Here is a 26,397-nt window from a genome sequence, read left to right on the forward strand (position 1 = left end):
GGATGAAAGTCCCATGTTGAGAAGAATGAAATTCTCGACCCTGGGGCTGAAATGCGCGGCACTGGTCGCCGGGCTCGGTCTCTTGTCGCTCGAAAGGGCGCAGGGGCAGGCCAAAGGTTCTTTGTCAGAAGTAGATATTGAAAACAGCCAGTTGAAAGTTCTCCTGGAGAAGTCTCAAGCGAACCTTGAGAAAGCTCAAAAGGATAACAAACAATTGGGTGACGCCCTCGCGGAGAATTCGAAAACGCTGGCTGAGATGAGGCAAAACCTCGCTCGGTCCATCGGCGAAAGCGAAATCTTCAAGCGAAAGACAATGGAATTGGAGCTGAAGATCGAAGCCCTCGGGCTCGATGCCGGAGGCAGCAATTCCAAACTCGAAGAGCGATTGCTCTACGCGGTGCGTGATCTGCGCGTGATGGCTGAGGAGAAGAAAAACCTCTCCGAAGTCCTCGTGCAGCTCTCCGAAGCGGCCCGGCTTTACCAAAAGCTGGCGCCGACGACGAACGCCGACGCGATTGCCACTCTCGAGTCAGCCTTTCGCAAAGCGGATGCCGCGCTCGGTGGTGCCACACCCAATGCGGTGGAAGCCCTGCCGGTCGAGGCGACGATTTCCGATGGGATGGCGATCAGCGTGCGAGACGATCTCGCGCTGGTCGTGATGAACATCGGGACCAAGCAGGGCGTGAAAGTCGGGATGCCCTTCCAGGTCATCCGCGGCGATCACATCGTCGGCAGTGTCCGGGTAGTAGATGCCCGGGAGAAAATCGCCGGCGCCGTTATTCAAGATCTGACGACCGATAAAGATCGAATTAAAGTGGGGGACCGCTTAAAAGTGGAAGCCCATCGTTAACCAGCCAATTTTTACCTAACCTAACTTAGACGAGCACTTAGCATGCAGATCAAATCCATCCATCGAGGCGCACGCATCTCGGCCTTCAAGGCCCGGGAAGTCACGCGCGAGATCCAGGGCCTGCCCGTGGCGGCGGCGCTCGACATCCTTGCGTTCACTCCGCGCAAGGCAGCGGTGCTCATTTCCAAGACGCTCAAGAGCGCCGTGGCCAACGCCGAGAACAACAACAACCTCCGCGCCGAGCGCCTCGTCGTGAAGGAAGCCACGGTTGGCGAAGGCCCGACCTTCAAGCGTTTCCAGCCCAAGGCCCGCGGTAGCGCCGGCCCTATCCGTAAGCGCACTTCCCACATCCGTATCATCCTTACGGACGAGATCGAAATCACCCCGAAGCGTCAGCCCAAGAAGGCGGCGAACAAGAGCAAGGCCTCCAAGCCTGCGGCGAAGAAGAAAGCCGCTGCTCCGGTTGAAACCCCGGCGCCCGCCGCTGAGGCCGCTCCCGCTCCCGAACAGACCACTACTCAAGAATAATTATGGGTCAGAAAGTTAATCCTATCGGCTACCGTCTGGCAGTGAACCGCGACTGGCGTTCGCGCTGGTACGCTTCTCCCAAGGAATTGCCGGATTTCCTGAACTCGGATCTCAAGATTCGTCGCTATGTGAAGGACAAGCTTCGCCTGGCCGCGGTCTCCAAGATCGTCATCGAGCGTGCGTGGAACAGCATCCGCGTGACCATTTTCACGGCTCGCCCTGGCATCGTCATCGGCCGCAAGGGCACCGAGATCGAGAACATGACCAAGGAAATCGAGCGCCTCTCGAACGGCAAGTCGGTCAAGATTGACATCCAGGAGATCAAGACTCCGGAACTCGACGCCCAGCTAGTCGCCGAAAACGTCGCTCTGCAGATCGAACGTCGTATCAGCTTCCGCCGCGCGATGAAGAAGTCCATCCAGCAGACGATGGAATTTGGTGCCCAAGGCATCAAGCTCCGCTGCGCCGGCCGTCTCGGCGGTGCAGAAATCAGCCGCGCTGAATGGTACCGCGAAGGCAAGATCCCGCTCCATACCCTTCGTCAGCCGATTGATTACGGCTTCGCTGAAGCGAACACGGTTTACGGCAAAATCGGCGTCAAGTGCTGGCTGTGCAAGCCGGAAGGCGCCAACGAGCCGCAACCGGCCGACAAGGAAGAAAAGCGTGAGCGTCGTGGCGATCGCGACCGCGATCGCGACCGTGGCAACCGCGAAGAGCAGCCACCTGCCGCCGCCGCCGAACAACCCGCCGCTCAGTAACCCCACCGCATTTTTAGCAGGAGATTTTAGGTTATGCCTTTGATGCCCAAACGAGTGAAGTATCGCAAGACCCAGCGCGGCAGCCGCGCGGGCAAGGCTTCACGCAATATCAATATCGATTTCGGAGCGTTTGCTCTCCAGACTCTGGACCGCGCCTGGATCACCAACACCCAGATTGAAGCCGCCCGTGTCGCGCTTACCCGCAACATGAAGCGTAAAGGCAAGCTCTGGATCCGCATCTTCCCTGACAAGTCCGTGACCGCCCGCCCGCCGGAAACCCGAATGGGTAAAGGCAAAGGCGCTCCCGAATACTGGGTGGCCACGGTTCGCCCGGGCAACATCCTCTTCGAACTCGACGGCGTGCCGGAATCGGTGGCCCGCGAGTCCCTGCGCCTGGCGGCCGACAAGCTGCCCATCCGCACCAAGTTCCTCACCCGTCACCACGCTGCCTAGTCTATGAAATTGAAAGAAATTCTTGAACTGAGCCTGCAGGAACTGGCGGCCCGCAAGCACGAACTGCGCGAGGAGAGCTTCCATCTGCGCATTCAGCAGCAGAGCGGTCAGCTCGAAAAGCCGAGCCAACTCCGCGCCATCCGTCGTGAAATCGCCCGTATTGAAACGGTGCTCACCCAAAAGAAATCCAAGGCCGCTCCGGCCGCAGCCAAGTAAGCCATGAGCGAGACCGCTACCGCCACCCCTGAATCCACGCCGTCCCGCGGCCTCCGCAAGGAGCGCGTCGGCCAGGTCGTTTCCACCAAGATGGCCAAGACCGCCATCGTCGAGACCACCACCCGCGTGCCGCACGCCAAATTTGGCAAGATCGTCAAGCAGGTGAAGCGTTTCTACGCTCACGACGAAGAAGGCAAGGCACAGGTGGGTGACACCGTGCGCATCGCCGAGACCCGCCCGCTTTCCAAGCTGAAACGCTGGCGTTTGGTTGAAGTTCTCAAGCACTGACGTATAATCCGCGTTCCTTTTTATGCTCCAGATTCGTTCCAGACTAGATGTCGCTGACAACACCGGCGCCCGCATGGCGAAGATGATTGGCGTCATCGGCAAGAAGAACACGCCCGAGGCCCATGTCGGCGACGTGATCACCGCCCACATCCGCGAAGCCTCCGCCGGCGGCACCGTGAAAAAAGGCGAAGTTGTTCGGGCCGTGGTCGTCCGCACCAGGCACCCGATTCGGCGCGAAGACGGCAGCTACCTGCGCTTCGACAACAACGCCATTGTCATCATCGACAAGGATCTCAACCCGCGCGGGACCCGTATCTTCGGCCCCGTCGCCCGTGAACTCCGCGAGAAGAACTTCATGAAGATCGTCTCGCTTGCCCCGGAGGTGCTGTAAGCCATGTCCCGTAATCGTTTCCACGTCAAGAAGGGCGACAACGTCCAGGTCATCACCGGCAACCACAAGGGTTCCACTGGCAAAGTGTTGCAGGTGTTTCCCACCAAGGAACAGGTCTTGATCGAAGGCGTGCGCATGATCAAGAAGCACACCAAGAAGTCCCAGGACAACCCGCAGGGTGCGATCATCCAGCGCGAAGGCCCGATCCACATTTCCAACGTCAAGAAGGTTGAGGAAGCCGAAGCGACCAGCAAGGCCACCAAGACGAAATCGAAATCCAAGAAGAAAGCCTCCTAAACCATGGCTGTCGAACTCTACCAGTTTTATAAGGATCGCGTGATCCCGTCCCTGCGCGAAAAGCACGGCTACAAGAACGTCAACCAGATCCCGAAGATCGAGAAGGTCGTCGTCAATAGCTGCGTCAACGCGAACAACGACGTCAAGCAGGCGCTCGAAGACGTGAAGGCCGAACTCACGCTCATCACCGGCCAGAAGCCGGCCGAGACCCGCTCCAAGAAGAGCATCGCGAACTTCAAGCTCCGCCAGTACCAGGCGATCGGCGCGAAGGTGACCCTCCGCGGTCCCCGCATGTATGAATTCCTCGAGCGTCTCATCAAGATGGCGCTGCCCCGCATTCGCGATTTCCGTGGCGTTTCGCCCCGCGCGTTCGATGGCAACGGCAACTACACCCTCGGGGTGAGCGACCAGTCCATCTTCCCGGAAGTCGAGCTCGACAAGATCAAGCGCAACATCGGCTTCGACGTGACGATCGTCACCACTGCCACCACCAACGCGGAAGCGAAGAGCCTGCTCAGCGAACTGGGCATGCCTTTCACCGACAAGGCCAAACGGCCGCCGCAAAAGAAGGCTGAGGAAGCCCCAGCCCAATCCTAAGACATGAGCCAACTTACTGATCCCATCGCTGATTTCCTGACGCGCCTGCGCAATGCCGGAACCGCGCACAAGGCGGAGGTCGTCGCGCCCTACTCGAAGATCAAGGCCGAGATCGCCCGCATCCTGAAGCAGGAAGGTTATATCGCGAATTACGAAGTGGACACCACGGGCAAGTTCCCGCAAATCAAGGTGGCCACCAAGAACCACAACCGCCAGTCGGCCATCACCGGCCTCAAGCGCGTGAGCAAGCCCGGTCTGCGCAAGTATGTCGGTGCGACCGAAATTCCGCGCGTTCTCGGCGGCATGGGTATCTCCATCCTTTCCACGCCGCAGGGCATCGTCAGCGGTCGTGAAGCCAAGAAGCAAAATATCGGCGGCGAGCTCCTCGCCATCGTTTGGTAACTGAACTCTCTGTTATGTCCCGTATCGGTAAAAAAGTCATCGACCTCCCCGCGAAGGTGAAGGTCACCATTTCCGGCGACGGCGCCGTGAACGCCGAAGGGCCGAAAGGCAAGCTTTCGTGGACCCTGCCCAAGCAAATCAAGGGGCGCGTTGACGGCAATACCGTCCACATCGAGCGCTCCAGCGAAGACCGCAAGGTCCGCGCGTTGCACGGCCTGTCCCGCGCGTTGGTCAACAACATCGTCACTGGCGTTGCCACCGGCTTCACCAAGGATCTCGAGATCCAGGGCGTCGGTTTCAAGGCCGCGGTCAAGGGCGCGATTCTCGACCTGAACCTCGGCTTCTCCCACGACGTGCATTTCCCGATTCCGCAGGGGATCAAGATCACCGTTGCGGAAAATACCAAGATCAAGGTCGAAGGCATCGACCGCCAGTTGGTTGGCCAGGTGGCCGCCGACATCCGCGCCTACTACCCGCCCGAGCCGTACAAGGGCAAGGGTGTCCGCTACGCTGGCGAGCAGATCCAGCGCAAGGAAGGCAAAACCGTCCAATAAGCCATGGCTACTCCGAAAATCAATCCTCTCAAGCTGCGCCACCAGCGCCTGCGCAAGAAAGTCGCGGGCACCCCGCAGCGCCCGCGTCTCGCGGTGCACTTCTCGGGCAAGAATATCTATGCCCAGGTCATCGACGACGAGGCCGGCAAGACTCTCGCCTCCGCCAACACGACCGAGAAGGAACTCAGCGACAAGGCGCGCGCCAACGTCGAAACCGCCATCAAGATTGGCAAGATTGTCGCCGAGCGCGCCAAGGCCAAGAACGTCAGCAAAGTCGTCTTCGACCGCGGCGGCTTCATCTACCATGGCAAGGTCAAAGCACTCGCCGATGCCGCTCGTGAAAGCGGCTTGGAATTCTAATTAAGATTATGGCTGAACAAAGACAAGATCGGGGTAATCGCGGTCGCCGCGATCGGCAGGAAAAACCGAAAGACGATAGCGGGCTGACGGAGAAAGTCGTTTTCATCAACCGTTGCGCCAAAGTCGTGAAAGGTGGCCGCCGTTTCAGCTTCAGCGCTCTGATCGTGACCGGCGATAAGCTCGGCAAGGTCGGCGTTGGTTTTGGCAAGGCGAACGAAGTCAGCGAAGCGATTCGCAAGGCTTCCGATTCCGCCAAGAAGGCCATGGTCAAGGTCGCGATCCGCGAAAACACCATTCCGCATGATGTCATTGGTGAACACGGTGGCGGCCGCGTGCTGCTCCGTCCGGCCTCCCCCGGCACCGGCGTTATCGCAGGTGGCGGTGTGCGTGCGGTCGTGGAAGCGGCCGGCATTCGCGACGTGCTCGCGAAGTCGCTCGGCTCGAGCAATCACGCCAACGTGGTCAAGGCGACCATCGGCGCCCTCCAGCAGCTCCGCCTGCGCGAACAGATTTTTGAAACCCGCGGCCTGACGGTGAAGAAGGCCCAGGCTTAATCACTGATTTATGAATTTGCACACTCTCAAGCCCCGTCCCGGCTCCAAGCATCGGGTGAAGCGCCTCGGTTGCGGCGAAAGCAGCGGCCACGGCAAGACCTCGGGCAAAGGCCACAAAGGCCAGAAGGCCCGTTCGGGTGGCAGCATCCGCCTCGGTTTCGAAGGCGGCCAGATGCCCCTCATCCGCCGCATGCCCAAGCGCGGTTTCAACAATGCTAATTTCAAGACCCGCTTTGCGGTCGTGAATCTCGACGCGCTCAACGCGTTCGACAGCGGCGCGACTGTGGACGAGCAGGCTCTCCTCTCCGCCGGTGTCATCCGTCGTCCCTACGACGCGGTGAAGATTCTCGGCAGCGGCGAGCTGAAGAAGAAGCTGACGATTGTCGCCAACAAGGCGAGTGAATCCGCCAAGGCGGCGATCGAGAAAGCCGGCGGCTCTCTCACTCTCAAGTAATGGCCATTGCCGGATGCTTTCTGGTAGGGACGCCGCTTTGCGGCGTCCTCTGGCGTACCTCATCACATCCGGCTGCGTGCAACACGCTGTGATTCCGTAACGCAAGGCCATTCATGATCTCGGCATTCTCCAATACCTTCAAGATTCCGGAGCTCAGGTCCCGGATCATCTTCACCTTGATCCTGCTGGTGGTGGTCCGCGTCGGCGCGGTGATCACTTGCCCGGGAGTCAATGCGGCCGTTCTTCAGGAGTGGTTTTCGACGCAGGTCAGCAATGACACCGGCGGCAACGCCGCGGCCCTGTTCAATATCTTCAGTGGTGGCGCATTGGAAAACTGCGCGGTCTTCTCGCTGGGCGTCATGCCCTACATTAGCGCGTCGATCATGCTGCAGTTGCTGACGGCGGTAGTGCCGAGCCTTGGCAAGCTGTCCAAGGAAGACGGCGGCCGCCAGAAGATCATGCAGTACACGCGCTACGCAACCATTGCGCTATGCATTTTCCAAGGGTACCTGCTCGCGCTCACTTTCGAAAACCCGGCGAACAATCCGTTCCTGCACGGCATCATGGATACCATCAAGAAGATGGGCATCCCGCTGGTGTCGGATCCGGGAATCGCCTTCCGCGTCATGACGGTGCTCACGCTCACCGCAGGCACCATGTTCCTGATGTGGGTCGGCGATCAGATTACCGATCGCGGTGTGGGCAACGGTATGTCGATGATCATCACCGTCGGCATCGTCGCCCGCCTGCCCGCAGGTTTGATGCAAGCCTGGCGCACGTTCGTTCCTACGGCTGGGAAGGGAGCGCAAGTGCAACCGATCGTTCTCGTCGCCATGCTGGCGTTCCTGATCATCGTCATTGCGGCGGTCATTTGCGTGACCCAGGCGCAGCGCAAGATCAGCGTCCAATACGCCAAGCGCGTGGTGGGCCAGAAAGTTTACGGCGGCCAGACGCAGTACATGCCGCTGAAGGTGAATTACGCGGGCGTCATGCCGATCATCTTCGCCCAGGCGTTGCTGGTCTTCCCGTCGACCATCGCTTCGACCGCGTTCAAGACCTCTCCGCTGGCGCAGAATATCGCGGCCGCCCTGACCCACGGTTGGATTCACTACACGGTCTACGCGGCGATGATTTTCTTCTTCAGCTACTTCTGGGTGGCGACGCAGTTCCAACCGCAGCAAATCGCGGAAGACCTGAAGAAATACGGTGGCTACGTGCCAGGCGTGCGTCCGGGTAAGCCGACCGCCGACTTCCTCGACTTCACCATGACGCGCCTGACCTTCGCCGGCGCCATTTTCCTCACGATCATCGCGATTCTCCCAGGCATGCTCTCCGAGCGCATGAATGTGCCCTACATCACGGCTCAGTTTTTCGGCGGCACCAGTCTGCTGATTATCGTGGGCGTGATTCTGGACACGATGCGCCAGGTCGAGACCCATCTCATTCAGCGTCACTATGATGGCTTCCTGCGGAAGGGCCGTATCCGTGGCCGCTCCAGCTTCGGCCCTACGGGCGGTGGCGAGGCGGTGAAGGAGAACGCCATGCTCTGGCTCTATGTCGTCATTGCGATCCTCTTTATTGCGGGCATGGTGATCTTCGTCGCTTCGCGCTTCCAACATCTTCACTAGCCGCGAAGGGCGTCGTTGCATGAGTATCCCGATCAAGAACGAGCGCGAAATTGAAAAGATGCGGCTGGCCTGCCGGGCCGCGAGCGAAGTGCTCGACCGCGTTTCGACCTTGGTCCGGCCGGGAATTACCACTGGCGAAGTCGATCAGGCTGCCGCGGAATTCATGGCAGAGTTGGGCTGCAAAAGCGCCTTTCTCGGCTACCGCGGGTTTCCCGGGAACATTTGTATTTCCTTGAACGAAGAAGTCGTTCACGGCATCGGCGGTCCCCGTCGTATTCAGTACGGCGATATCGTGAAACTCGATATCGGCGTGGTGAAAGACGGTTGGGTCGGCGATACCGCAACGACCGTCCCCGTGGGGGTGATCGATGAAAAGGTTCAGCGTTTGCTGGCCGTCACCGAAAGCACCCTGGAGATGGCCATCACCTACGCCCAGGGCGGCCGTCGCCTCGGTGACCTGTGCGCGGCGATTGAGGATGAAATTGTAGCTAATGGCTACACCGTGGTCCGCGAATTCGTGGGACATGGTGTCGGCCGCAAGCTGCACGAAGAGCCTCAAGTGCCGAACTACGGCCGGCCCGGCAGCGGGCCCAAGCTGAAGCCGGGCATGACGCTGGCGATCGAACCTATGGTCAACATGGGTTCGGCGGCGGTGAAAGTGCTCGACGACAAATGGACGGTGGTAACCCTTGATGAGAAGCCATCCGCCCATTTTGAACACACCGTCCTGATCACCAAGGGCGAGCCCGAGATCCTCACATGGCGAAAAAAGACGCTATTGAGGTAGAGGGCAGGGTCGTAGAGCTGCTCCCGAACACCATGTTTCGGGTGGCACTTCCCAACGGCCACCAGGTCCTGGCGCACATTTCCGGAAAAATGCGTTTGCACTTCATTCGGATCTTGCCAGGCGATAAAGTTCTGCTAGAGATGTCCCCCTACGATTTGACCAAAGGACGTATTACCTTTCGGCAGAAGTAGCAGAATAGCCCGATCGCTCTGGGGTCAATTCCCAGTGCGATTTTTTGTCCTCCAAACAGCCAGCCAATTTTTAAACCATGAAAGTAAGAGCATCCGTCAAAAGGCTTTGCGAATCCTGCCGTATCGTGAAGCGCAAGAACGTGGTCCGCGTGATTTGCAAGAACACGCGCCACAAGCAGCGGCAGGGCTAATGATGTTTGGATTTTCGATTGCGGATTTCTGACTGAACTCCGACCCCGAAGAATCCGCTGAACATCCGAAATCCCAAATCCTAAATCCCTAAATAATATGCCCCGACTCCTAGGCGTTGAAATTCCCGGCGACAAGCGCATCGAAGCGTCGCTGCCTTACATTTACGGCATCGGCCCGAGCACTGCGAAGCGCATCCTCGAGCAGGCCAACATCAATCCCGACGTCCGCGCGAAGGACCTCTCGAACGAGCAGCTGAACCAGATCATCCAGGCCATCACGGCGAGCAAGCTCCCGATCGAAGGCGATCTGCGCCGTGAGCTGCAGTCCAACCTCAAGCGCCTCCAGGCGATCAACTGCTATCGGGGCATCCGCCATCGTCGCAGTCTGCCCGTGCGCGGTCAGCGCACCTCCACCAACGCCCGCACCCGCAAGGGCCCGCGTAAGACGGTGGGTGTCCAGCGCGCCAAGGAAGGCGCCAAGTAAACAAAGAAAGAACGAAGATCATGCCTGATTCCGATAAACCCGAGGCCGTGAAGGCCGAAACCGCCGCTCCGGAGGCCGCCCCGAAGGCGGCCGCCAAGACCGAAGGCGCTGAAGCTGCTCCGAAAGTCAAGAAGGCTCCGAAAGCCAAGAAAGACGCGGCTGGTGCCGCCGCTCCGGCGGAGCCGAAGAAGGAAGAAAACCTTTCCCTCGACCCGAACGCCGTCGTTGAGCCGATCAAGATCATCAAGGCTAAGGGCAGCAAGAACGTCCACAGCGGCATCGCTCATATCGTGGCTTCGTTCAACAACACCATCGTCACCATCACCGACATGAACGGTTCGACCATCGGTTGGTCGAGCGCCGGCAAGTGCGGCTTCAAGGGCTCGCGCAAGAGCACCGCTTACGCCGCGCAGATGGTTGCCCAGGATGCCTGCCGCCAGGCGATGGGCCACGGTCTCAAGGAAGTCGAAGTCCGCGTGAAGGGCCCCGGCGCCGGTCGTGAATCGGCCGTCCGTGCCATCCAGGCTGTCGGCCTCGAGATCAGCATCATCAAGGACGTGACCCCGGTGCCGCACAACGGCTGCCGCCCGCCGAAACAACGCCGCGTCTGATCCACCCGCACTAGAAAGAACTCGTTATGGCACGTTATACTGGCCCCAAAACAAGAATCAGCCGCCGCTTCGGAGTCGCCCTCTTCGGCCCCTCGAAGGCGCTGGAGCGCAAGAACTACGGTCCCGGCATGCACGGCCCGAAGGGCTCGCGCCGCAAGCAGTCTGAATACGCCATCGCCCTCGGCGAGAAGCAGAAGCTGCGTTACCAATACGGCGTCCTCGAGCGCCAATTCCGCCGCTACTTCACCATCGCCTCCACCCGTCGTGGCGTGACCGGTGAGATCCTCCTCCAGTTGCTCGAGACCCGTCTCGACAACGTTATCTACCGCCTCGGTTTCGCGAACTCCCGCAGCGCTGCCCGCCAGCTGGTTTCGCACGGCCACGTGCAGGTCAATGGCCGCAAGGTCGACGTCTCTTCCTTCAACGTTAAGGCTGGTGACGCGATCACGATCAAGGACAAGCCGCAGTCGCGCCGCCTCGCGGCGAAGAACCTCGAGCTTACCCAGATCACCCCGGTGCCGGAATGGCTCACGGTGGACAAAGAGCAGTTCAGCGGCAAGGTCTCGCGCATCCCGTCGCGTGATGAAATCGCCCCGATCGTCAACGAACAGTTGATCGTCGAACTCTACTCCCGCTAAAGCGAACGGAGCTTCATTTTACGGCGCAGGTTGCCATGTGCAGCCTGCGCCGTTTTTTGTTTGGAGTTCCAAGAGCCAGGATCCAAGAGCCAAGAGCCAAGAGCCAAGAGCCAAGTGGTGCCGCAATCTGTCCCGCCATGGCGGGAGCAGCGGACACTGGGCTCCTGGCTCTTGTTACCTGACACTTATTCCAACTCGTCGTCTGGACCCCAGAGGTGCTCTTTCGTCCAGCGCTTCTCGTACAGCTTGCACAAGCCGATCGCCGGAGCCACGCCGCCGTAGTAAGACGCCGTCGTCGTGTACTGCTTGTCCTCGTCGTAAGTGCCGACGGCGATCACCACATGGTCGAAGTGCTCGCTGAGCAATTCGAATGCTTTATCGATCATCTGCTGCTGAACTTCGGTCATGCAGGAAAATTGCGAGCGAAACTGAAAAGTGAAAAGCGGAAAGTTTGCCAGGTGCTGACAATGGAATTGTGGCGCGCGGTGATCGCGATGCGAATGTGATTGCCGAACGATTCCTTTATCACGTCATCTTCCGCACGACGCTGCATGACTACATCGCCTGACGCCACTTCCCTCGCTCGCAGCGATGCCGATCGTAACTGGCGGCGCTTCGTGCTCTTCCGCGTGTTGTTCAATGCGCGGTTTTATTACCCGGTTCTCGCGATTCTCTTTCTCGATCTCGGGCTGAGCGCGGCGGAGTACACGTTGCTCAACTTCGCCTGGGCTCTGGCCATCGTGTTCACCGATGTGCCTGCAGGTGTGCTCGCCGATCGCATCGGCCGTCGACCGCTCGTCGTCGCGGCCGGCGTGTGCATGGTGGTCGAGATGATCCTGCTCAGCATCGCTCCGCAAAATGGCGGGCTCGTCCTGCTGCTCTGTTGCCTGGCCAATCGCATCCTCAGCGGCATCGCTGAGGGCATGGCCAGCGGCGCCGATGAAGCGCTGGTCTTCGATTCGCTCGCCGAGCGTGGACGTTCCCACGAATGGCCGCTGGTGCTCGATCAGGTGATGCGCTGGCAGGGTGTAGGGATGATCATCGCGATGATCGTTGGCGGTGCGGTCTACGATCCGTCTTTTCTCAACCACGCGCTGGGCTCCATGGGCTTCGCCATCCATCTCGAGAAAGCCACCACCATCCGCTTTCCCATCTACCTGAATCTCGCCAGTGCCATCCTGGTGCTAACCTGCGCGTTGGGCATGCGTGAACCCAGCACGCGCATCCGGCATGCGGCCCCGGTGAATGGAGAAGGGGAGAACGCGCTCGCCGGTTGCGAACGCACTGCGTGGCAGATCGCCAGTCGAGCGGCCCAGTGGATCTGGCAAACGCCGACCGCGCTCTTCGTCATCACCGCCGCGGTGCTCATCGATTGCGTCACCCGTCTTTTTCTGACTTTCTCCAGTTCCTATTTTCGCCTCATTCATTTGCCTGAGGCGCTCTTTGGTTTTATCGGCGCATTGATGGGCGGGCTCGGCCTGCTCGTCTCGCCGATCGCACGGCGCATGGTCACGGCCAACACCATGCTGCGCAATTATGTCCTGCTGGGCATCGTCGTCCTCGCCGGCCTTTTTGGCGCCGCCTGCCGCTGGACGTATTGGGGCGTCATCTTTCTTCTTCCCCTGGGCGGCGCCATGACCGCCCTCGGCTATATCGTCTCGTATTATCTCAATGCCCTGGCGGATTCCAGCCACCGCGCCACCGTCCTGTCCTTCAAGGGCGTGGCCATCAACCTCGGCTACGGTTTCATCAGTCTGCTCTTCGCGCTCGTCCTCCGCGCTGGCCGCCCCGGCGGTGGCGCTCCCAGTCCCGAAGCGGCCCTGGCGCAAGGTTTCGCGTTTCTGCCGATCTGGCTCGTCTTCAGTGGAGTGCTGTGCGTCCTCGCTTTTGCGAAACATCGGCGACTTCTGTCTGTGATTCCGAAGGCCGGGGAGGAAGAGGGGAATTCGTGACCCTGCCAATCGCTGCGCAACCAACGAACAGTCAGAAGGTAGAATAAAAACGGATGTTCGTCTTTCGTTTCCGAATATCCGCCTGCGCGTTATACCGTTTCCGTGTAGGAGTATCCTCGCGCCAAAAGTCCGCGAGAATAGGCGCAAGATTAGCTATGTTGTGCCGGCCTCAATAAGCCTGTGTTTTTTGCTTCGATAGATCGGAAATGGATTGTGCTGACCGCTTTCGCGTTCGGCTGGTTCGTCGCGCGTGAAGCGCAGGCGGCGCATGACGTGCCGATTCGCTTCAATCGCGACATCCGGCCGATTCTCGCGGAGAATTGTTTTGCCTGCCACGGACCGGACCCGATTGCCCGGAAGGCTTCGCTGCGGCTGGATCAGCAGGAAGGGTTTTTCGGGAAGCGCAAAGACGGGCCGGTCGTCATCCCCGGCAAGCCGGAGAAAAGCCCTCTTTACGAACGGTTGACTTCGCACGACCGGGACGAAGTCATGCCGCCGCCGAAGTCGCGTCATGTCTTGCAACCGGAACAGATTGCACTCTTTCGCCGCTGGATCGCCCAAGGAGCGCCCTGGCAACCGCACTGGTCATTGATCAAGCCAGAGCGGCCGGAACTGCCGGCGGTAAAAGACGCGCAGTGGGTGCGCAACCCGATCGATCGCTTCACGCTGGCGAAATTGGAAAGCAACGGACTGGCGCCCGCGGCGGAAGCCGATCCGCGCGCGCTCGTGCGGCGGGTTTCGCTGGATCTCACGGGCTTGCCGCCGGAACCAGCGCTCGTCGAGCAATTCGTGGCGGACAAAAGCGTGGATCGTTACGAGAAGTTGGTCGATCAACTGATGGCCTCGCCGCACTACGGCGAGCACCGGGCGCGTTACTGGCTGGATGCCGCCCGCTATGCCGACACGCACGGCATGAACCTGGATAACTACGTCGAAGCTTGGCCCTATCGCGACTGGGTGATCGAGGCCTTCAACCGAAACATGCCGTTCGATCAATTCACCATCGAGCAAATCGCCGGCGACCTGCTGCCGCATCCCACGCCAGCGCAGTTGATCGCCACCGGCTTCCATCGCTGCAATATCACGACCTCTGAAGGCGGCGTCATTCCCGAGGAGAGCCTCGCCAATTATGCACGTGATCGCGTGGAGACGACCTCTTGGGTGTGGCTGGGACTCACCGCGAATTGCGCGGTATGCCACGACCACAAGTTCGATCCGATCACGACGAAGGATTTTTACGCGATGAGCGCATTCTTTCGGAATACGACGCAGGAGGGGAATGACAAGGGCATCCGTGATACGCCGCCAGTTTTTGTGTCGCCGGCGAGCCAGGACGCAGGGCGCTGGAAGACAATTCCGCAGGAAATCGCCGCCGGGAAGTCCGCGATGGCAGAGCGCCGCCAGCAACTTGCCCCCGAGTTCCAGCGCTGGTCGCAATTGCTCACCCCGCAACAGCTCAGCGCGCGGATTCAAGGCAATGTGCTCTCCTTTCCTTTGGACGAAGGCGCATCCCGGGAGTTACACGGGACGGTCAGTGGCCACCCGCAAACCGTGGCGGGGACAAAGGAATATCAAAGCCGCGCGGGCAAGACCGGCCAGGCGCTGGTGGTCGATCATGAGACGACCCTGGATTTTGGCGACGTCGCGGACCTTGAGTGGAACCAGCCTTTTTCGGTGAGCGTCTCATTTCGTAAGGACGGGAGCGGGACGTTGATCTCGCGTGTAGATCCAAAGAACGGTTTTCGCGGTTGGTCGATCGCCATCAAGGAGCAGGACATTTACGTCTATCTCGTGCACGAATTCCCTCGGAACGCCTTACTTGCCATTGCGAGTGATAGCACCACCACACCGCCCTCGGGCTGGAAGGATCTGACCGTGACGTATGATGGCTCCGGCCATAGCAAAGGCGTCCGCGTTTTTATCGATGGCCAGCGGATGGATATGCGAACGACTGAGGATAGCCTTTCTGGTTCGATTCGCAGTGCCGTTCCCCTGCAACTCGGGCGTCTGGTCGGCCGGCAATACTTCACCGGAGCAGTGCAGAATCTGCAGATTTGCGATCGCGCTCTCTCGCCGGTCGAGATTCGCGGATTGCACGAGGCGCCCGACGTCCTCCGTTCGCTGTCCGCGCCGGCGGCGAACCGCACGGCGCGAGACAAGGAAGAACTCTTCGATGTTTATCTCGCGGGCGACGCGAAGGCGGCGGCCATCTCGCACCAACTCGCCAAGCTGGAAGCCGAAAAGCAAACGATCCAGGATCACAGCACCGTCTCTCCCATTCAGGAAAGAGCGCATGGATTCGACACCCGCAGCCTACGTCCTGCGCCGCGGGCAGTACGATCAGCCCGGCGAAAAGGTCGAGGCGGCGGTGCTCTCCGCCCTCCCGCCCATGCCGAAGAATGCGCCGCGGAATCGTCTTGGTCTTGCCCAATGGCTGGTCGATCGCGAAAACCCGCTGACGGCACGAGTCACCGTCAATCGCCTGTGGCAGGAGGTTTTCGGCACGGGATTGGTCAGGACCGCGGAAGACTTCGGCATCATGGGCGAGGCCCCATCGCACCCCGAGCTGCTCGACTGGCTGGCCGTGGAATTCATGGAGAGCGGCTGGGACGTGAAGCACATCATGCGGCTTATCGTCACAAGCGCGACCTACCGGCAGGCGGCGGTGTTAACGCCGGAGAAAATCGAGCGCGATCCACAGAATCGGTTGCTCTCGCGGGGACCGCGTTTCCGCATGGACGCGGAGATGGTGCGGGATTACGCGCTGGCCGCGAGCGGGGAGCTTTCGCCGAAGATCGGTGGGGCAAGTGTGAAGCCGTATCAACCCGACGGCGTGTGGGAAGCGGTGGCGATTCCGGTGAGCAACACGCGCAGCTACCAACGCGACAGCGGCGAGGCGCTTTATCGGCGCAGCATTTACACCTTTTGGAAACGCAGCGCGCCGCCGGCGGCCCTGGAGACTTTCAATGCGCCGACGCGCGAGACTTCCTGTCTGCGGCGTGAGCGGACCGACACACCGCTGCAGGCGCTCGTCACCCTCAATGCCACTCAATTTGTGGAAGCCGCGCGGGTGCTTGCCACCCACGCCTTCGTCGCCACGGGCGGCGATGACGAGCAGGTGATTCAGTATATGGCCGCACATTTGCTTTGCCGGCCGCTGCGCGGTAACGAGGAGGCGATGGTGAAGAAAAATCAGCAGGAACTGCTCGCCTACTATTCCGCGCATCCGGATGACACCAAGGCGCTGCTGTCGGTGGGCGATGCGCCACTCGACAGCACCGTGCCGACACCGCAACTCGCGGCCTGGACCATGACCTGCAACCAGCTCATGAACCTCGACGAGGTCCTGAACAAATAGCGAATCGTATGAATCCCCTGGACGCTCATTCCCTCTACGAAACGCGCCGCCGCTTTCTCGGTCGTGGGGCCAATGTGCTTGGCTTCGCCGCACTGGCTTCGCTGTTCGGGCGCGATCCGCACGCGCTGGCGGCGGAAGCCGCCGCGCCGCTCGCCACACACTTCGCCCCCAAGGCGAAACAGATCATCTACCTGCACATGGTGGGCGGCCCTTCGCAGATGGATCTTTTCGATCCCAAGCCGGAAATGGCGAAGTGGTACAACAAGGATTTGCCGGATTCCGTGCGCCAGGGGCAGCGGCTCACGACCATGACCAGCGGGCAGACGCGCTTCCCCATCGCACCGTCGAAATACAAATTTGCCCGATACGGCCAGTGCGGGATGTCGATGAACGCGGAGTTGCTGCCGAATCTAAGCCGATGCGCCGATGATCTCTGCCTGATTCGCTCGATGAATACCGAGGCGATCAATCACGAACCGGCGATCACCTTCATGCAGACGGGCAATCAGGTGACCGGGCGCCCGTGTCTCGGCTCGTGGGCGAGTTACGGGCTCGGCTCGTTGAATCAGAATCTGCCCACCTTCGTCGTCCTCGTGGCTGAGCCTACCCGGCAGGACCAATTCCAGGCGATCTCGGCGAAGCTCTGGTCGGCGGGCTATCTGCCCGGGGAGCACGCCGGCGTGGCCTTTCGCAGCAAGGGAGATCCGATCCTTTTCATCAATAACCCGCCGGGAGTGCCGGCGGCGATTCGGCGCAAGACGCTCGATGGCATCGACGCGTTGAATCAGATGAACTACGCAACCGTGGGCGATCCGGAAACACACACCCGCATCGCGCAATACGAGATGGCGTATCGCATGCAGGCGAGCGTGCCGGAGCTCACGAATCTGGCCAGCGAACCGGCGGCGACGTTTGAGCTCTACGGGGAGGAGGCGAAAAAGGCGGGGACCTTTGCCAATTCCGCATTGCTCGCCCGTCGGTTGGTGGAGCGTGGCGTTCGGTTCGTGCAGATTTATCACAACAACTGGGATAACCACTTTGACGTCGCGGGACGGTTACCCGCCCAGTGCCGGGATGTGGATCGCCCGTGCTACGCGCTCATTCAGGATTTGAAAAAGCGAGGGATGCTCGACGAAACGCTCATCATCTGGGGCGGCGAATTTGGGCGGACGATTTATTCGCAAGGCGATCTCTCGACGACCAATTACGGCCGCGATCACCACCCACGGTGTTTTAGCATGTGGATGGCCGGCGGAGGAACCAAGGCTGGGACGAGCTATGGCGAGACCGATGATTTCTCCTACAACATCGTCCGCGATCCGGTTTCGGTGCACGACCTGCACGCCACGATTTTGCAGCTCCTCGGGTTCGATCATCGGCGCCTGACGTACCGCTACCAAGGCCTCGATGGCCGGCTCACCGGCGTCGAAGAAGCGAACGTGGTGAAGGGATTGCTGGGCTAAAGTCCGCAAATCGGTGAACTTTGCGGCAGCAGGCGTGGGAATAGCTACCCTTCCGAGAATCGATTACGCTCGTGACTTTTGAAATGATGAAAAGGAAGTGCCTCTTGTTCATCACCGCTTTCGCGATCTGCCCGCTCATGGGAGGTCGGATACAGGCGGCGGATGCTCCGATGCGCTTCAATCGCGATATCCGCCCCATCCTGGCGGAGAATTGTTTTGCCTGTCATGGGCCGGATCCGATTGCGCGCAAGGCTTCGCTGCGACTGGACCAGGTGGAAGGGTTTTTCGGGAAGCGCAAAGGCGGGCCCGTCGTCATCAAAGGCTGGCCGGAGAAAAGTCCGCTCTATCGGCGGCTGTCTTCCAAGGACGAGGACGAGGTCATGCCTCCGCCGGAGTCGCATCATGAGCTGACGCCGCAGCAGATAGCGCTCTTTCGCAAGTGGATCGCTCAGGGGGCGCCGTGGCAGCCACATTGGTCCTTCATCAAGCCGGAGCGACCACCCCTTCCATTGACGAAGGACACGAGTTGGGCGCGAAATCCGATCGATCGTTTTGTGCAGGCCAAGCTGGAGAGCCATGGACTGGCGCCAGCGCGGGAGGCGGATCCGCGCGCCTTGGTGCGGCGGGTTTCGCTGGATTTGACCGGCCTGCCGCCCGCGCCGGAAATCATCGACCACTTTCTCCATGACCCGGCTCCCGACCGCTATGAAAAGCTGGTCGATCGTTTGATGGCGTCTCCACGTTATGGCGAACATCGAGCCCGTTACTGGCTCGACGCTGCGCGTTATGCGGACACCCACGGGCTCAATGCCGATAACTATAGCGAGGAGTGGCCTTATCGCGATTGGGTGATCGATGCCTTCAATCGGAACATGCCGTTTGATCAGTTTACCATCGAACAGATCGCCGGCGATTTGCTTCCGCATCCCACGCAATCGCAACTGATTGCCACCGGCTTTCATCGTTGCAATATGACCACTTCGGAGGGGGGGACATTTCCCGACGAAAATCTCAGCAACTACGCGCGAGAGCGCGTGGAGACGACCTCGTGGGTCTGGCTGGGGCTGACGGCGAATTGTGCAGTGTGTCACGATCACAAGTTCGACCCGATCACGACGAAAGACTTTTATGCGATGAGCGCATTCTTTCGCAATACCACCCAGGAAGGCCTGGACAACGACGTTCGCGATACCGCGCCGGTGTTGGTCATGCCGTCCGACAAGGATGCGCCGCGCTGGAAAGCGTTGCCGCAGGAAATTGGGGCCATCGATGCGGAGCTGGCTGCGCGGCGCAAGCAAATCGAGCCAGATTTTCAGAATTGGTCTCGAACGGTCACCGCGGAGAAAATCCGCGCGCGGATCAAAGGCAACGTTGTCTCGCTGCCTTTGGATGAAGGCAACGTCAAGGAATTGCACGGTACGGTCGCGGGTTCTCCTCGCACGCTGGCGCGGCAGCAGGACTACCTCACTGAGCCGGGCAAAGCGGGGCAGGCGCTGGTCATCGACAAAGACACAACGCTGGATCTCGGCGACGTTGCGAATTTCGAGCGAGACCAACCCTTTTCGGTAAGCGCCTGGATTCGTACTTCCGGCGACGGCACGCTCCTTTCACGCGTGGATCCGGCGAAGGGATACCGCGGTTGGTCGATCGCCATCAAGGAGCAGAAGATCTTCGTTTATCTAGTGGAACGGTGGCGGGACGAGGCGATCCTGGCCATCGCTACCGATGCCAAGATGAAGCTCAATGAATGGAGCCATATAGCGGTGACGTATGATGGCTCTGGCAAGGGATCCGGGATCCGCGTGTTTGTGAATGGAAAGCCGATTGAAGTGCGGGACAATGGCTACACGTTAACGGATTCGATCCGTGTTGCGGCACCGCTTCGCCTCGGGCAGCAGGGAGGGCGCCAGTCCTTCACCGGCGCGGTCCAGGAGGTCCAGGTTTTCGATCGCGCCCTGACCTCGGTGGAAGTACGAGGGTTACTTCATCTGCTCGACGTTCTGCATCCGACTGGAGGGGATATGGGGCGGAATGCGGAGCAACTCTCCGACGTTTATCTGGCGGGAGATCCCGGGGCAGTCGACATCTTGCGCAAACTCGACCGGCTCGAGGCGGAAAAACAAAGCATCTACGACCGCTGTGTCGTCTCACCGATTCAGCAGGAACGCATGAATTCCAAGCCCACGGCGCACATTCTTCGCCGCGGACAATACGAACAACCGGGTGAAGAAGTAGGCCCGGCCGTTTTTTCCGCGTTGCACCCCATGCCGAAGAATGCGCCGCGCAATCGACTCGGCCTGGCCCAATGGCTGGTCGATCCTGCCAATCCGCTCACCGCCCGAGTGATCGTGAATCGTCTGTGGCAGGAGGTCTTCGGGACGGGGTTGGTGAAGACAGCGGAGGATTTCGGCATCATGGGCGAACCGCCATCGCATCCGGAGTTGCTCGACTGGCTGGCCGTGGAATTCCGCGAGAGCGGTTGGGACATGAAGCACATCATGCGGCTGATCGTGACCAGCGCGACCTATCGGCAAGCCGTGGTGCTGACCCCGGAAAAAATCGAGCACGACCCGCAGAACCGGCTGCTTTCCCGGGGACCGCGCTTCCGGATGGATGCCGAAATGGTGCGCGACTATGCGCTGGCGGCCAGCGGCGAACTGTCGTCGACCATCGGTGGTGCGAGCGCGAAGCCATATCAACCGGAGGGGGTGTGGGAAACGATTGCGCTTCCCGCCAGCAACACGCGCGTCTACCAGCAAGACCACGGTGAGAACCTTTATCGCCGCAGTCTCTACACCTTCTGGAAACGCAGTGCACCACCACCGGCGATGGAGGCTTTCAATGCGCCGACCCGCGAGACCTCCTGCCTGCGCCGCGAGCGCACCGATACTCCGCTACAGGCGTTGGTGACGATGAACGATACCCAGTTTGTTGAAGCAGCGCGCGTGTTGGCGAGCCACGCCTTTGCGGCGGGGGCGGGCAATGGTGAAAGAACGATCGACTACATCGCGGAGAGTCTGCTCTGCCGGCCCCTCCGTCCGGAGGAAGAGACGATCGTGCGGAAAAACCAAAACCGCTGGCGCGCTTATTACCTCGATCACCCCGAGGATGCCAAAGCCCTGCTGGCAATCGGTGAGACGCCGGTGAATGGCTCCCTGCCGGCGCCGGAGTTAGCCGCCTGGACGATGACCTGCAATCAATTGATGAACCTCGATGAGGTCCTGAACAAATAGCGAATGCTGATGATTCCAGTGAATGCTCACAACCTCTATGAATCCCGCCGCCGGTTTCTCGGGAGAGGAGCCAATGTGCTGGGCTTCGCGGCGCTGGCCTCGCTGTTGGGACGCGATCCGCACGCGCTGGCCGTCAATGGCGATCAACCGTTGGCGCCGCATTTCGCGCCAAAAGCGAAGCGGGTCATTTATATGCATATGGTCGGAGGACCTTCGCAGATGGATCTCTTCGATCCGAAACCGGAAATGGCGAAGTGGTATGCCAAAGATTTCCCGGATTCCGTAAGGAAAGGCCAGCGACTCACGACGATGACCACGAATCAGGCGCGCTTCCCGGTCGCACCGTCGAAATATCGATTCTCGGAGCACGGCCGTTGCGGGATGTCGCTGAATGCAGAATTGCTGCCGAACCTGAGCCAGTGCGCCGACGATCTGTGTCTGATTCGCTCGATGAATACAGAGTCGATCAATCACGAACCGGCCATTACCTTCATGCAAACGGGCAATCCGGTGACCGGTCGGCCGTGTCTGGGTGCATGGGCAAGCTACGGTCTCGGTTCTCTCAATCAGAACCTTCCCACGTTTGTCGTCCTCGTCGCTGAGCCCAGCTTCCGCGACCAATTCCAGGCAATTTCGGCGAAGCTTTGGTCGGCGGGTTACCTCCCGGGCGAACATGCCGGCGTTGCTTTCCGCAGCAAAGGTGACCCTATCCTTTACATCAACAATCCAGCGGGTGTGCCCGCCGAAGTCCGCCGGCAAATGATCGATGGGGTCAATGCGCTCAACCAACTCAATTACGAAGCGGTGGGCGACCCTGAGACACATACGCGCATCGCGCAGTACGAGATGGCTTATCGGATGCAAGCCAGCGTGCCGGAACTCACTGATCTCTCCAGTGAATCAGCCGCGACGCTTGCTTTGTATGGCAACGAGGTGAAGAAGGCTGGCACGTTTGCCAACTCCGCTCTCCTGGCGCGCCGTCTGGTCGAACGTGGCGTGCGCTTCGTGCAGATCTATCACAACAACTGGGACCATCATTTCAACATCGCCGGGCGGCTGCCGACCCAATGCCAGGACATAGATCGCCCATGCTACGGGCTTATTCAGGATCTCAAACTACGCGGCCTGCTCGATGACACGCTGATCATTTGGGGTGGAGAATTCGGGCGCACCGTCTATTCCCAAGGTCACCTGACCTCCGCAAACTATGGCCGCGATCATCACCCGCGCTGTTTCAGCATGTGGATGGCCGGTGGCGGTACAAAGGGCGGCACTGTCTATGGCGAGACCGACGATTTCTCCTATAACATCGCCCGCGATCCGGTCTCGGTGCACGACCTGCACGCCACGATTCTGCAGCTCCTCGGCTTCGATCATCGGCGTCTGACTTACCGCTATCAAGGCCTAGACGGCCGGCTTACGGGAGTCGAAGAGGCGAATGTGGTGAAAGGATTGCTGGGCTAAAGTCCGCAGAAAGAAAGATACGGCTTTTCCTCGTAGACGCGCTGGAGATAGAGGGCGAGTTCGCGGGCGTGGTAGTCGCCGTTGGCGGTGGATTCGCCGCAGGGGATTTTGCTGTTCGCCGGCACGTGGTCCCAACCATTGGGACGATGCAGGAGCGCGTGAAGGAGCAGGCCCTGGTGCTTCGGGTCCGTGCTGAGATACGGATCATCGAAGATGGTGTCCGTGATCGTCAGGCCGGCCTGCCAATAGTGTTCGGCTTCGGCGACCTGGCCGCGCTTGGTGAGCAGATTGCCGAGCCGCAGAAGACCCTGCGCGGCGATCGCGGCAGCCGAGCTATCAACGGGTTCGTGCGGATTGAACGGCTCCGCCGGCCGGTCGAGGTAATTGCCGAGCTGGCGCAGACCAGGCGCACCGGTGTCCCAATAGGGAACCCCGTTCACGGGCGTTTGCTCGATGTAATAATCGGAGGTCGAACGTGCTGCATTGAGAAGAACGGCTTCGATGGCATCCCGGCCGCCGAGTTTATCGAGCCCGGTGCCGTCGAGCGTAGCGACGTATTCGAGTTGTTCGGCGAAGCCGAGCATGGCGGAGGCGAGTCCGCGCGTCCACGTGGTGAAAGGGGAGTAGCCTTGCTGCGTGCCGGGGCCGCGATAGGCGCCGTCGGCTACGTTGAAAACGCTCTCCTGCGCGATGCGGCCGCGCACGTCGTAGGCGTCGCGTCCAGAGCCGTAATAGACGCTCCATTTCGCCGTGGTGCGGGCGTGTTCGATGAGGCGGCGCAGAAGCGAAATGCGCTCATCGTGTTCGCTGGCCAGCGAGTGTCCGAGCTTGTGGGCCAGCGCCAGCGAGCGCAGTGAACGGATCGTTTCGATCTGCAACGAGTGCGGCCCGTGCGCCGCGTGGATGAAGCCTTCGCCATTGGAAACGAAGGTCCAGCGAGCGGCCTGCACCGCGCCGGAACACTTGAGGGCGAGCTCGAGGAAACCGCGCTCGGCATCGTCCTCCGCCAGTCGGCTTTCATTCATGAGCCGCCAGAGATTGCCATAGGTGCTCACGATATTGCTGCCGTGATCGTGCGCGCCGGTGCGGGTGACAAAGTGCGTCATGCGCTGCTTCGTCCGCTCGGCGCCGAGGAGGAGAAACGACTCGTCCCAAAACGCATCGTACTGCAACAGCGCCGAACCGTAGATAAAGCCGGGCACCGCATCCGCGTTGTTGTGCCCGGTGTATTTGCCCTGCACGGTGAAAACGGGTGGCGCGCTGCCGGCCGTCTCAGCGAGATCGATGGCGAGAACTTTCGGCGCGGAGACTTCCCACAACCGCTCGATCTTTTTCCGCAGGTCCGCGGGTTTGAGGGCGAGGTTGATGGTGATCATGGGGGCGAGTAGTGCAACTGCTATTCCAGACCGCTACTTTATCGCGGATGGGCGGGAGAAACAGCAAGGATACCGACGTGTTTCGTCGTCACGAGACGACCTGGCGGCGACGGGAAAAAGCGCAGGAAACCCAGCTCCATGCGTAGAGTGACGCAGGCCTGATGCAGGCACTTGGTGGAGTGTGGGCCCGGGAGCTTGTGAATCTTTTCACAAATTCCGCTTGCGGCTCCCGGCAAGAGGGCCGTACCGTCCAGTATCCGCCAATGGCTGTCACCACGACTGAACTCGAACATCCCGATACTCTGGCCCGCGTCCAGACCGCTCTGAAAGAAAATCAAAGCGGCGGCGCCACGGACCTGCTCGGGGAAAAGCTCATCCTCAACATGGGGCCCTCGCACCCGGCGACGCATGGCGTGCTGCGGCTCATCCTGGAGATGGACGGCGAGATCATCACCATGGCCACGCCGGATATCGGCTACCTGCATCGCGGCGACGAAAAAATCGCCGAGAACATGCACTACAACCAGTTCATCCCCTATACGGATCGACTGGATTACCTCGCGCCGATCGCGAACAACGTGGCCTACGCACTGGCGGTGGAAAAGCTCATGGGTTGGACCTTGCCGCCGCGCGGCCAGGCCATTCGCGTGATCTGCTGCGAGCTCGCCCGCATTTCCTCGCACCTCCTCGGCGTCGGTTGCTTCGCCATGGATTGCGGTGCGATGACCGTCTTCCTCTACACTTTCACCGAGCGCGAAAAGATCTACAATCTCGTCGAGTTGCTCACCGGAGCGCGCTTCACCACCAGCTACACCCGCGTGGGCGGCCAGACCCGCGATCTGCCGGACGGCTTCTTGGATCAGGTGAAGAAATTCCTCAGCGAACTCCCGGCGGTGATCGATGAGACCGACAACCTGCTTTCCCGCAACCGTATCTTCGTAGATCGCACCAAGGATATCGGGACGATCAGCAAGGAAGACGCGCTCAGCTTCGGCCTCAGCGGCCCGAACCTCCGTGGCTCCGGTATCGACCACGACCTGCGCAAGAAGCATCCGTATCTCGGCTATGAGCAGTATGAGTTCGACGTGCCGATCGGTTCGGTGGGCGACAGCTACGACCGCTATGTCGTGCGCATGGAAGAAATGCGCCAGTCGATTCGCATCCTGCATCAGGTGATCGACAAGCTGCCCGGTGGCCCGATCAACGTCAGTGACGCCAAGAATTTTCCGCCGCCCAAGACGGCTGTGCTCACGAAGATGGAGGAGCTCATCCACCACTTCATCGTGCACACCGAGGGTGTTGATGCGCCTCCCGGCGAAATCTACTTCGGCCACGAAAATCCGAAGGGCGAACTTGGCTTTTACATCAATTCGAAAGGCGGCGGCACCCCGCACCGCCTGAAGATTCGCAGCCCCTCGTTCTGCAATCTCTCGATCCTCTCGAAGATCCTGCCCGGCCACATGATGAGCGACGTCGTCGCCATCCTCGGTTCGCTGGACTTCGTGATGGGCGAGTGCGACCGCTAAGTAGCCGAGAAGCAGATCAGAAAACCTGATCCAATCACCGTTAGGGGATCGGAAGGCGCTGAAGAAGCTCTTGTGGGGTCACTGCTGGGACCTTACTTCTAGAAAAATCAGCGATGTTCCGTGTGACGATCAAATCGGCAGCGGACGCTGCCGCGGAGACGGCCTGCAAAGCATCCTCGAAATCTGTGAAACTCAAGGCACGCGCGGTACGGGCGTCGGCGTCCGAGCAATCAGCCACGCAAACCCACGACAGGAGCTTGTCCAATTCAATCAACGCCTCGCTCTCCGTGCGCCCTCTTTTGAGCAGATAGTAAACCGTGGCCAGGCCGTGCCAGGCGATAAACATCGGATGGCCAATTGACTCGCAACGCAGAATTACTGCTTCGCTGTCGACGATGAACGCCGGGCGATTAAGGAGCACATCGAGAACGATATTAGTATCAAGAAAGACTCGCATTCACTGGGCAAGGCCGTATTTCGCCGCATAATATTCCATCCGTACGTCATTTGCGGTCTCGCCCGTTTCCAAACGCACGCTGCCCTTGGCATGACGCAACCACTCGGTCGCTGTGGACTTGCGATGCAATGATCCCTCTTCAGCGCGGCTCACTTGCACGACAAAAGCGGAGCCACTTGTCGCAATCACGCGGAGTGTGTCACCCTCCCGAACATCAAAGTCCAGCAGACGGTCAGCGGGGATGCGTCGAGTAAAGGTCATACAGCTACAGAATAATTCACCGAAAGCTTTGCCGCTAGGCAGAAGATTGTCGATGGAGGGATACGTTAGAAGACC

31 protein-coding genes and 1 pseudogene are annotated in these 26,397 nt (G+C 60.0%); 28 read left to right on the plus strand and 4 right to left on the minus strand.

Features of this window, described 5'->3' with window-relative positions; all coding sequences use genetic code 11:
• Positions 1-25 precede the first annotated feature (25 nt).
• The 21 genes from CFE428DRAFT_RS02330 to rpsD all read left to right on the plus strand — a co-directional run bounded on the left by CFE428DRAFT_RS02330 (position 26) and on the right by rpsD (position 11,232).
• Positions 26-850 carry a rod shape-determining protein MreC gene (locus CFE428DRAFT_RS02330; RefSeq protein ID WP_042724221.1) on the plus strand — a complete coding sequence of 275 codons (825 nt, stop codon included), beginning with the start codon at positions 26-28 and terminating at the stop codon, positions 848-850.
• Positions 851-892: 42 nt separating this feature from the next.
• The gene (gene rplV / locus CFE428DRAFT_RS02335) at positions 893-1,378 is read left to right on the plus strand and encodes a 50S ribosomal protein L22 (RefSeq protein WP_006977819.1); all 486 of its coding nucleotides are present in this window, start codon (positions 893-895) and stop codon (positions 1,376-1,378) included.
• 2 nt (positions 1,379-1,380) lie between these two features.
• A complete protein-coding gene (gene rpsC, locus CFE428DRAFT_RS02340; protein ID WP_006977820.1) occupies positions 1,381-2,136 on the plus strand; it encodes a 30S ribosomal protein S3 in 756 nt (251 codons plus the stop codon).
• Positions 2,137-2,169: 33 nt separating this feature from the next.
• Entirely contained in the window at positions 2,170-2,589 is a 420-nt protein-coding gene (gene rplP / locus CFE428DRAFT_RS02345) for a 50S ribosomal protein L16 (protein WP_006977821.1), read from the plus strand.
• A 3-nt stretch (positions 2,590-2,592) separates the two neighbouring features.
• Positions 2,593-2,805, plus strand: a complete 213-nt coding sequence (gene rpmC, locus CFE428DRAFT_RS02350) for a 50S ribosomal protein L29 (RefSeq protein ID WP_006977822.1) — start codon at positions 2,593-2,595, stop codon at positions 2,803-2,805.
• 3 nt (positions 2,806-2,808) lie between these two features.
• A complete protein-coding gene (gene rpsQ / locus CFE428DRAFT_RS02355; protein ID WP_006977823.1) occupies positions 2,809-3,093 on the plus strand; it encodes a 30S ribosomal protein S17 in 285 nt (94 codons plus the stop codon).
• A 22-nt stretch (positions 3,094-3,115) separates the two neighbouring features.
• Positions 3,116-3,484, plus strand: a complete 369-nt coding sequence (rplN, locus tag CFE428DRAFT_RS02360; protein ID WP_006977824.1) for a 50S ribosomal protein L14 — start codon at positions 3,116-3,118, stop codon at positions 3,482-3,484.
• A 3-nt stretch (positions 3,485-3,487) separates the two neighbouring features.
• Entirely contained in the window at positions 3,488-3,781 is a 294-nt protein-coding gene (gene rplX / locus CFE428DRAFT_RS02365) for a 50S ribosomal protein L24 (RefSeq protein WP_006977825.1), read from the plus strand.
• Positions 3,782-3,784: 3 nt separating this feature from the next.
• Positions 3,785-4,378 carry a 50S ribosomal protein L5 gene (gene rplE, locus CFE428DRAFT_RS02370; protein WP_006977826.1) on the plus strand — a complete coding sequence of 198 codons (594 nt, stop codon included), beginning with the start codon at positions 3,785-3,787 and terminating at the stop codon, positions 4,376-4,378.
• Positions 4,379-4,381: 3 nt separating this feature from the next.
• Complete coding sequence (rpsH, locus tag CFE428DRAFT_RS02375) at positions 4,382-4,780, plus strand: 30S ribosomal protein S8 (RefSeq protein WP_006977827.1); 399 nt, start codon at positions 4,382-4,384, stop codon at positions 4,778-4,780.
• Positions 4,781-4,794: 14 nt separating this feature from the next.
• Complete coding sequence (gene rplF / locus CFE428DRAFT_RS02380; protein ID WP_006977828.1) at positions 4,795-5,334, plus strand: 50S ribosomal protein L6; 540 nt, start codon at positions 4,795-4,797, stop codon at positions 5,332-5,334.
• 3 nt (positions 5,335-5,337) lie between these two features.
• Positions 5,338-5,694: a 50S ribosomal protein L18 gene (gene rplR / locus CFE428DRAFT_RS02385; RefSeq protein WP_006977829.1), complete on the plus strand. Its 357-nt coding sequence runs from the start codon at positions 5,338-5,340 to the stop codon at positions 5,692-5,694.
• A gap of 8 nt (positions 5,695-5,702) precedes the next feature.
• Positions 5,703-6,248 carry a 30S ribosomal protein S5 gene (gene rpsE / locus CFE428DRAFT_RS02390; RefSeq protein ID WP_006977830.1) on the plus strand — a complete coding sequence of 182 codons (546 nt, stop codon included), beginning with the start codon at positions 5,703-5,705 and terminating at the stop codon, positions 6,246-6,248.
• Positions 6,249-6,258: 10 nt separating this feature from the next.
• The gene (gene rplO / locus CFE428DRAFT_RS02395; protein WP_006977831.1) at positions 6,259-6,702 is read left to right on the plus strand and encodes a 50S ribosomal protein L15; all 444 of its coding nucleotides are present in this window, start codon (positions 6,259-6,261) and stop codon (positions 6,700-6,702) included.
• Positions 6,703-6,815: 113 nt separating this feature from the next.
• The gene (secY, locus tag CFE428DRAFT_RS02400) at positions 6,816-8,330 is read left to right on the plus strand and encodes a preprotein translocase subunit SecY (RefSeq protein ID WP_006977832.1); all 1,515 of its coding nucleotides are present in this window, start codon (positions 6,816-6,818) and stop codon (positions 8,328-8,330) included.
• Between the two features lie 19 nt (positions 8,331-8,349).
• Complete coding sequence (gene map / locus CFE428DRAFT_RS02405) at positions 8,350-9,117, plus strand: type I methionyl aminopeptidase (RefSeq protein ID WP_006977833.1); 768 nt, start codon at positions 8,350-8,352, stop codon at positions 9,115-9,117.
• A complete protein-coding gene (gene infA / locus CFE428DRAFT_RS02410) occupies positions 9,090-9,308 on the plus strand; it encodes a translation initiation factor IF-1 (RefSeq protein WP_006977834.1) in 219 nt (72 codons plus the stop codon). Before map ends, infA begins: the two co-directional genes overlap by 28 nt.
• Before the next feature lie 77 nt (positions 9,309-9,385).
• Entirely contained in the window at positions 9,386-9,499 is a 114-nt protein-coding gene (gene rpmJ / locus CFE428DRAFT_RS35270) for a 50S ribosomal protein L36 (RefSeq protein WP_083804931.1), read from the plus strand.
• Between the two features lie 97 nt (positions 9,500-9,596).
• Positions 9,597-9,983 carry a 30S ribosomal protein S13 gene (rpsM, locus tag CFE428DRAFT_RS02415; RefSeq protein ID WP_006977835.1) on the plus strand — a complete coding sequence of 129 codons (387 nt, stop codon included), beginning with the start codon at positions 9,597-9,599 and terminating at the stop codon, positions 9,981-9,983.
• A gap of 20 nt (positions 9,984-10,003) precedes the next feature.
• Positions 10,004-10,594, plus strand: coding sequence for a 30S ribosomal protein S11 (gene rpsK, locus CFE428DRAFT_RS40875; protein WP_006977836.1), 591 nt, complete (start codon positions 10,004-10,006; stop codon positions 10,592-10,594).
• A 26-nt stretch (positions 10,595-10,620) separates the two neighbouring features.
• Positions 10,621-11,232 (plus strand): 30S ribosomal protein S4, encoded by a 612-nt coding sequence (gene rpsD, locus CFE428DRAFT_RS02425; RefSeq protein WP_006977837.1) that lies wholly within the window; start codon positions 10,621-10,623, stop codon positions 11,230-11,232.
• 185 nt (positions 11,233-11,417) lie between these two features.
• Here the strand turns inward: rpsD and CFE428DRAFT_RS02430 are convergent, their stop codons facing one another.
• Positions 11,418-11,639: a hypothetical protein gene (locus tag CFE428DRAFT_RS02430; protein ID WP_006977838.1), complete on the minus strand. Its 222-nt coding sequence runs from the start codon at positions 11,637-11,639 to the stop codon at positions 11,418-11,420.
• A gap of 144 nt (positions 11,640-11,783) precedes the next feature.
• Between CFE428DRAFT_RS02430 and CFE428DRAFT_RS02435 the strand changes: the two genes are divergently transcribed.
• The 6 genes and pseudogenes from CFE428DRAFT_RS02435 (at position 11,784) to CFE428DRAFT_RS02460 (ending at position 22,702) form a co-directional block, all read left to right on the plus strand.
• On the plus strand, positions 11,784-13,184 hold the full coding sequence (locus CFE428DRAFT_RS02435; protein WP_006977839.1) for an MFS transporter: 1,401 nt from the start codon (positions 11,784-11,786) through the stop codon (positions 13,182-13,184).
• Positions 13,185-13,457: 273 nt separating this feature from the next.
• Positions 13,458-15,209 (plus strand): annotated as a pseudogene (locus CFE428DRAFT_RS39475) (DUF1549 domain-containing protein); the annotation flags it as partial.
• A gap of 268 nt (positions 15,210-15,477) precedes the next feature.
• Entirely contained in the window at positions 15,478-16,542 is a 1,065-nt protein-coding gene (locus CFE428DRAFT_RS39480; RefSeq protein ID WP_006977841.1) for a DUF1553 domain-containing protein, read from the plus strand.
• Between the two features lie 8 nt (positions 16,543-16,550).
• Positions 16,551-18,005, plus strand: coding sequence for a DUF1501 domain-containing protein (locus CFE428DRAFT_RS02450; protein WP_006977842.1), 1,455 nt, complete (start codon positions 16,551-16,553; stop codon positions 18,003-18,005).
• A gap of 83 nt (positions 18,006-18,088) precedes the next feature.
• The gene (locus CFE428DRAFT_RS02455; protein WP_006977843.1) at positions 18,089-21,238 is read left to right on the plus strand and encodes a DUF1553 domain-containing protein; all 3,150 of its coding nucleotides are present in this window, start codon (positions 18,089-18,091) and stop codon (positions 21,236-21,238) included.
• A 9-nt stretch (positions 21,239-21,247) separates the two neighbouring features.
• Positions 21,248-22,702: a DUF1501 domain-containing protein gene (locus CFE428DRAFT_RS02460; protein ID WP_042724307.1), complete on the plus strand. Its 1,455-nt coding sequence runs from the start codon at positions 21,248-21,250 to the stop codon at positions 22,700-22,702.
• On the opposite strand, the gene CFE428DRAFT_RS02465 is transcribed toward CFE428DRAFT_RS02460, so the two are convergent.
• On the minus strand, positions 22,699-24,078 hold the full coding sequence (locus CFE428DRAFT_RS02465) for a hypothetical protein (RefSeq protein WP_006977845.1): 1,380 nt from the start codon (positions 24,076-24,078) through the stop codon (positions 22,699-22,701). The genes CFE428DRAFT_RS02460 and CFE428DRAFT_RS02465 overlap by 4 nt on opposite strands.
• A gap of 263 nt (positions 24,079-24,341) precedes the next feature.
• On the opposite strand from CFE428DRAFT_RS02465, the gene nuoD reads away from it, so the two are divergent.
• Positions 24,342-25,604 carry an NADH dehydrogenase (quinone) subunit D gene (gene nuoD / locus CFE428DRAFT_RS02470; protein ID WP_006977846.1) on the plus strand — a complete coding sequence of 421 codons (1,263 nt, stop codon included), beginning with the start codon at positions 24,342-24,344 and terminating at the stop codon, positions 25,602-25,604.
• A gap of 40 nt (positions 25,605-25,644) precedes the next feature.
• Here nuoD and CFE428DRAFT_RS02475 read toward each other — a convergent pair whose 3' ends face one another.
• Entirely contained in the window at positions 25,645-26,061 is a 417-nt protein-coding gene (locus CFE428DRAFT_RS02475; RefSeq protein ID WP_006977847.1) for a type II toxin-antitoxin system VapC family toxin, read from the minus strand.
• Positions 26,062-26,322 carry a hypothetical protein gene (locus CFE428DRAFT_RS02480; protein ID WP_006977848.1) on the minus strand — a complete coding sequence of 87 codons (261 nt, stop codon included), beginning with the start codon at positions 26,320-26,322 and terminating at the stop codon, positions 26,062-26,064.
• Positions 26,323-26,397 lie beyond the last annotated feature (75 nt).

Origin of the sequence: Chthoniobacter flavus Ellin428 (genome assembly GCF_000173075.1) — a bacterium.
GTDB lineage: Bacteria > Verrucomicrobiota > Verrucomicrobiia > Chthoniobacterales > Chthoniobacteraceae > Chthoniobacter > Chthoniobacter flavus.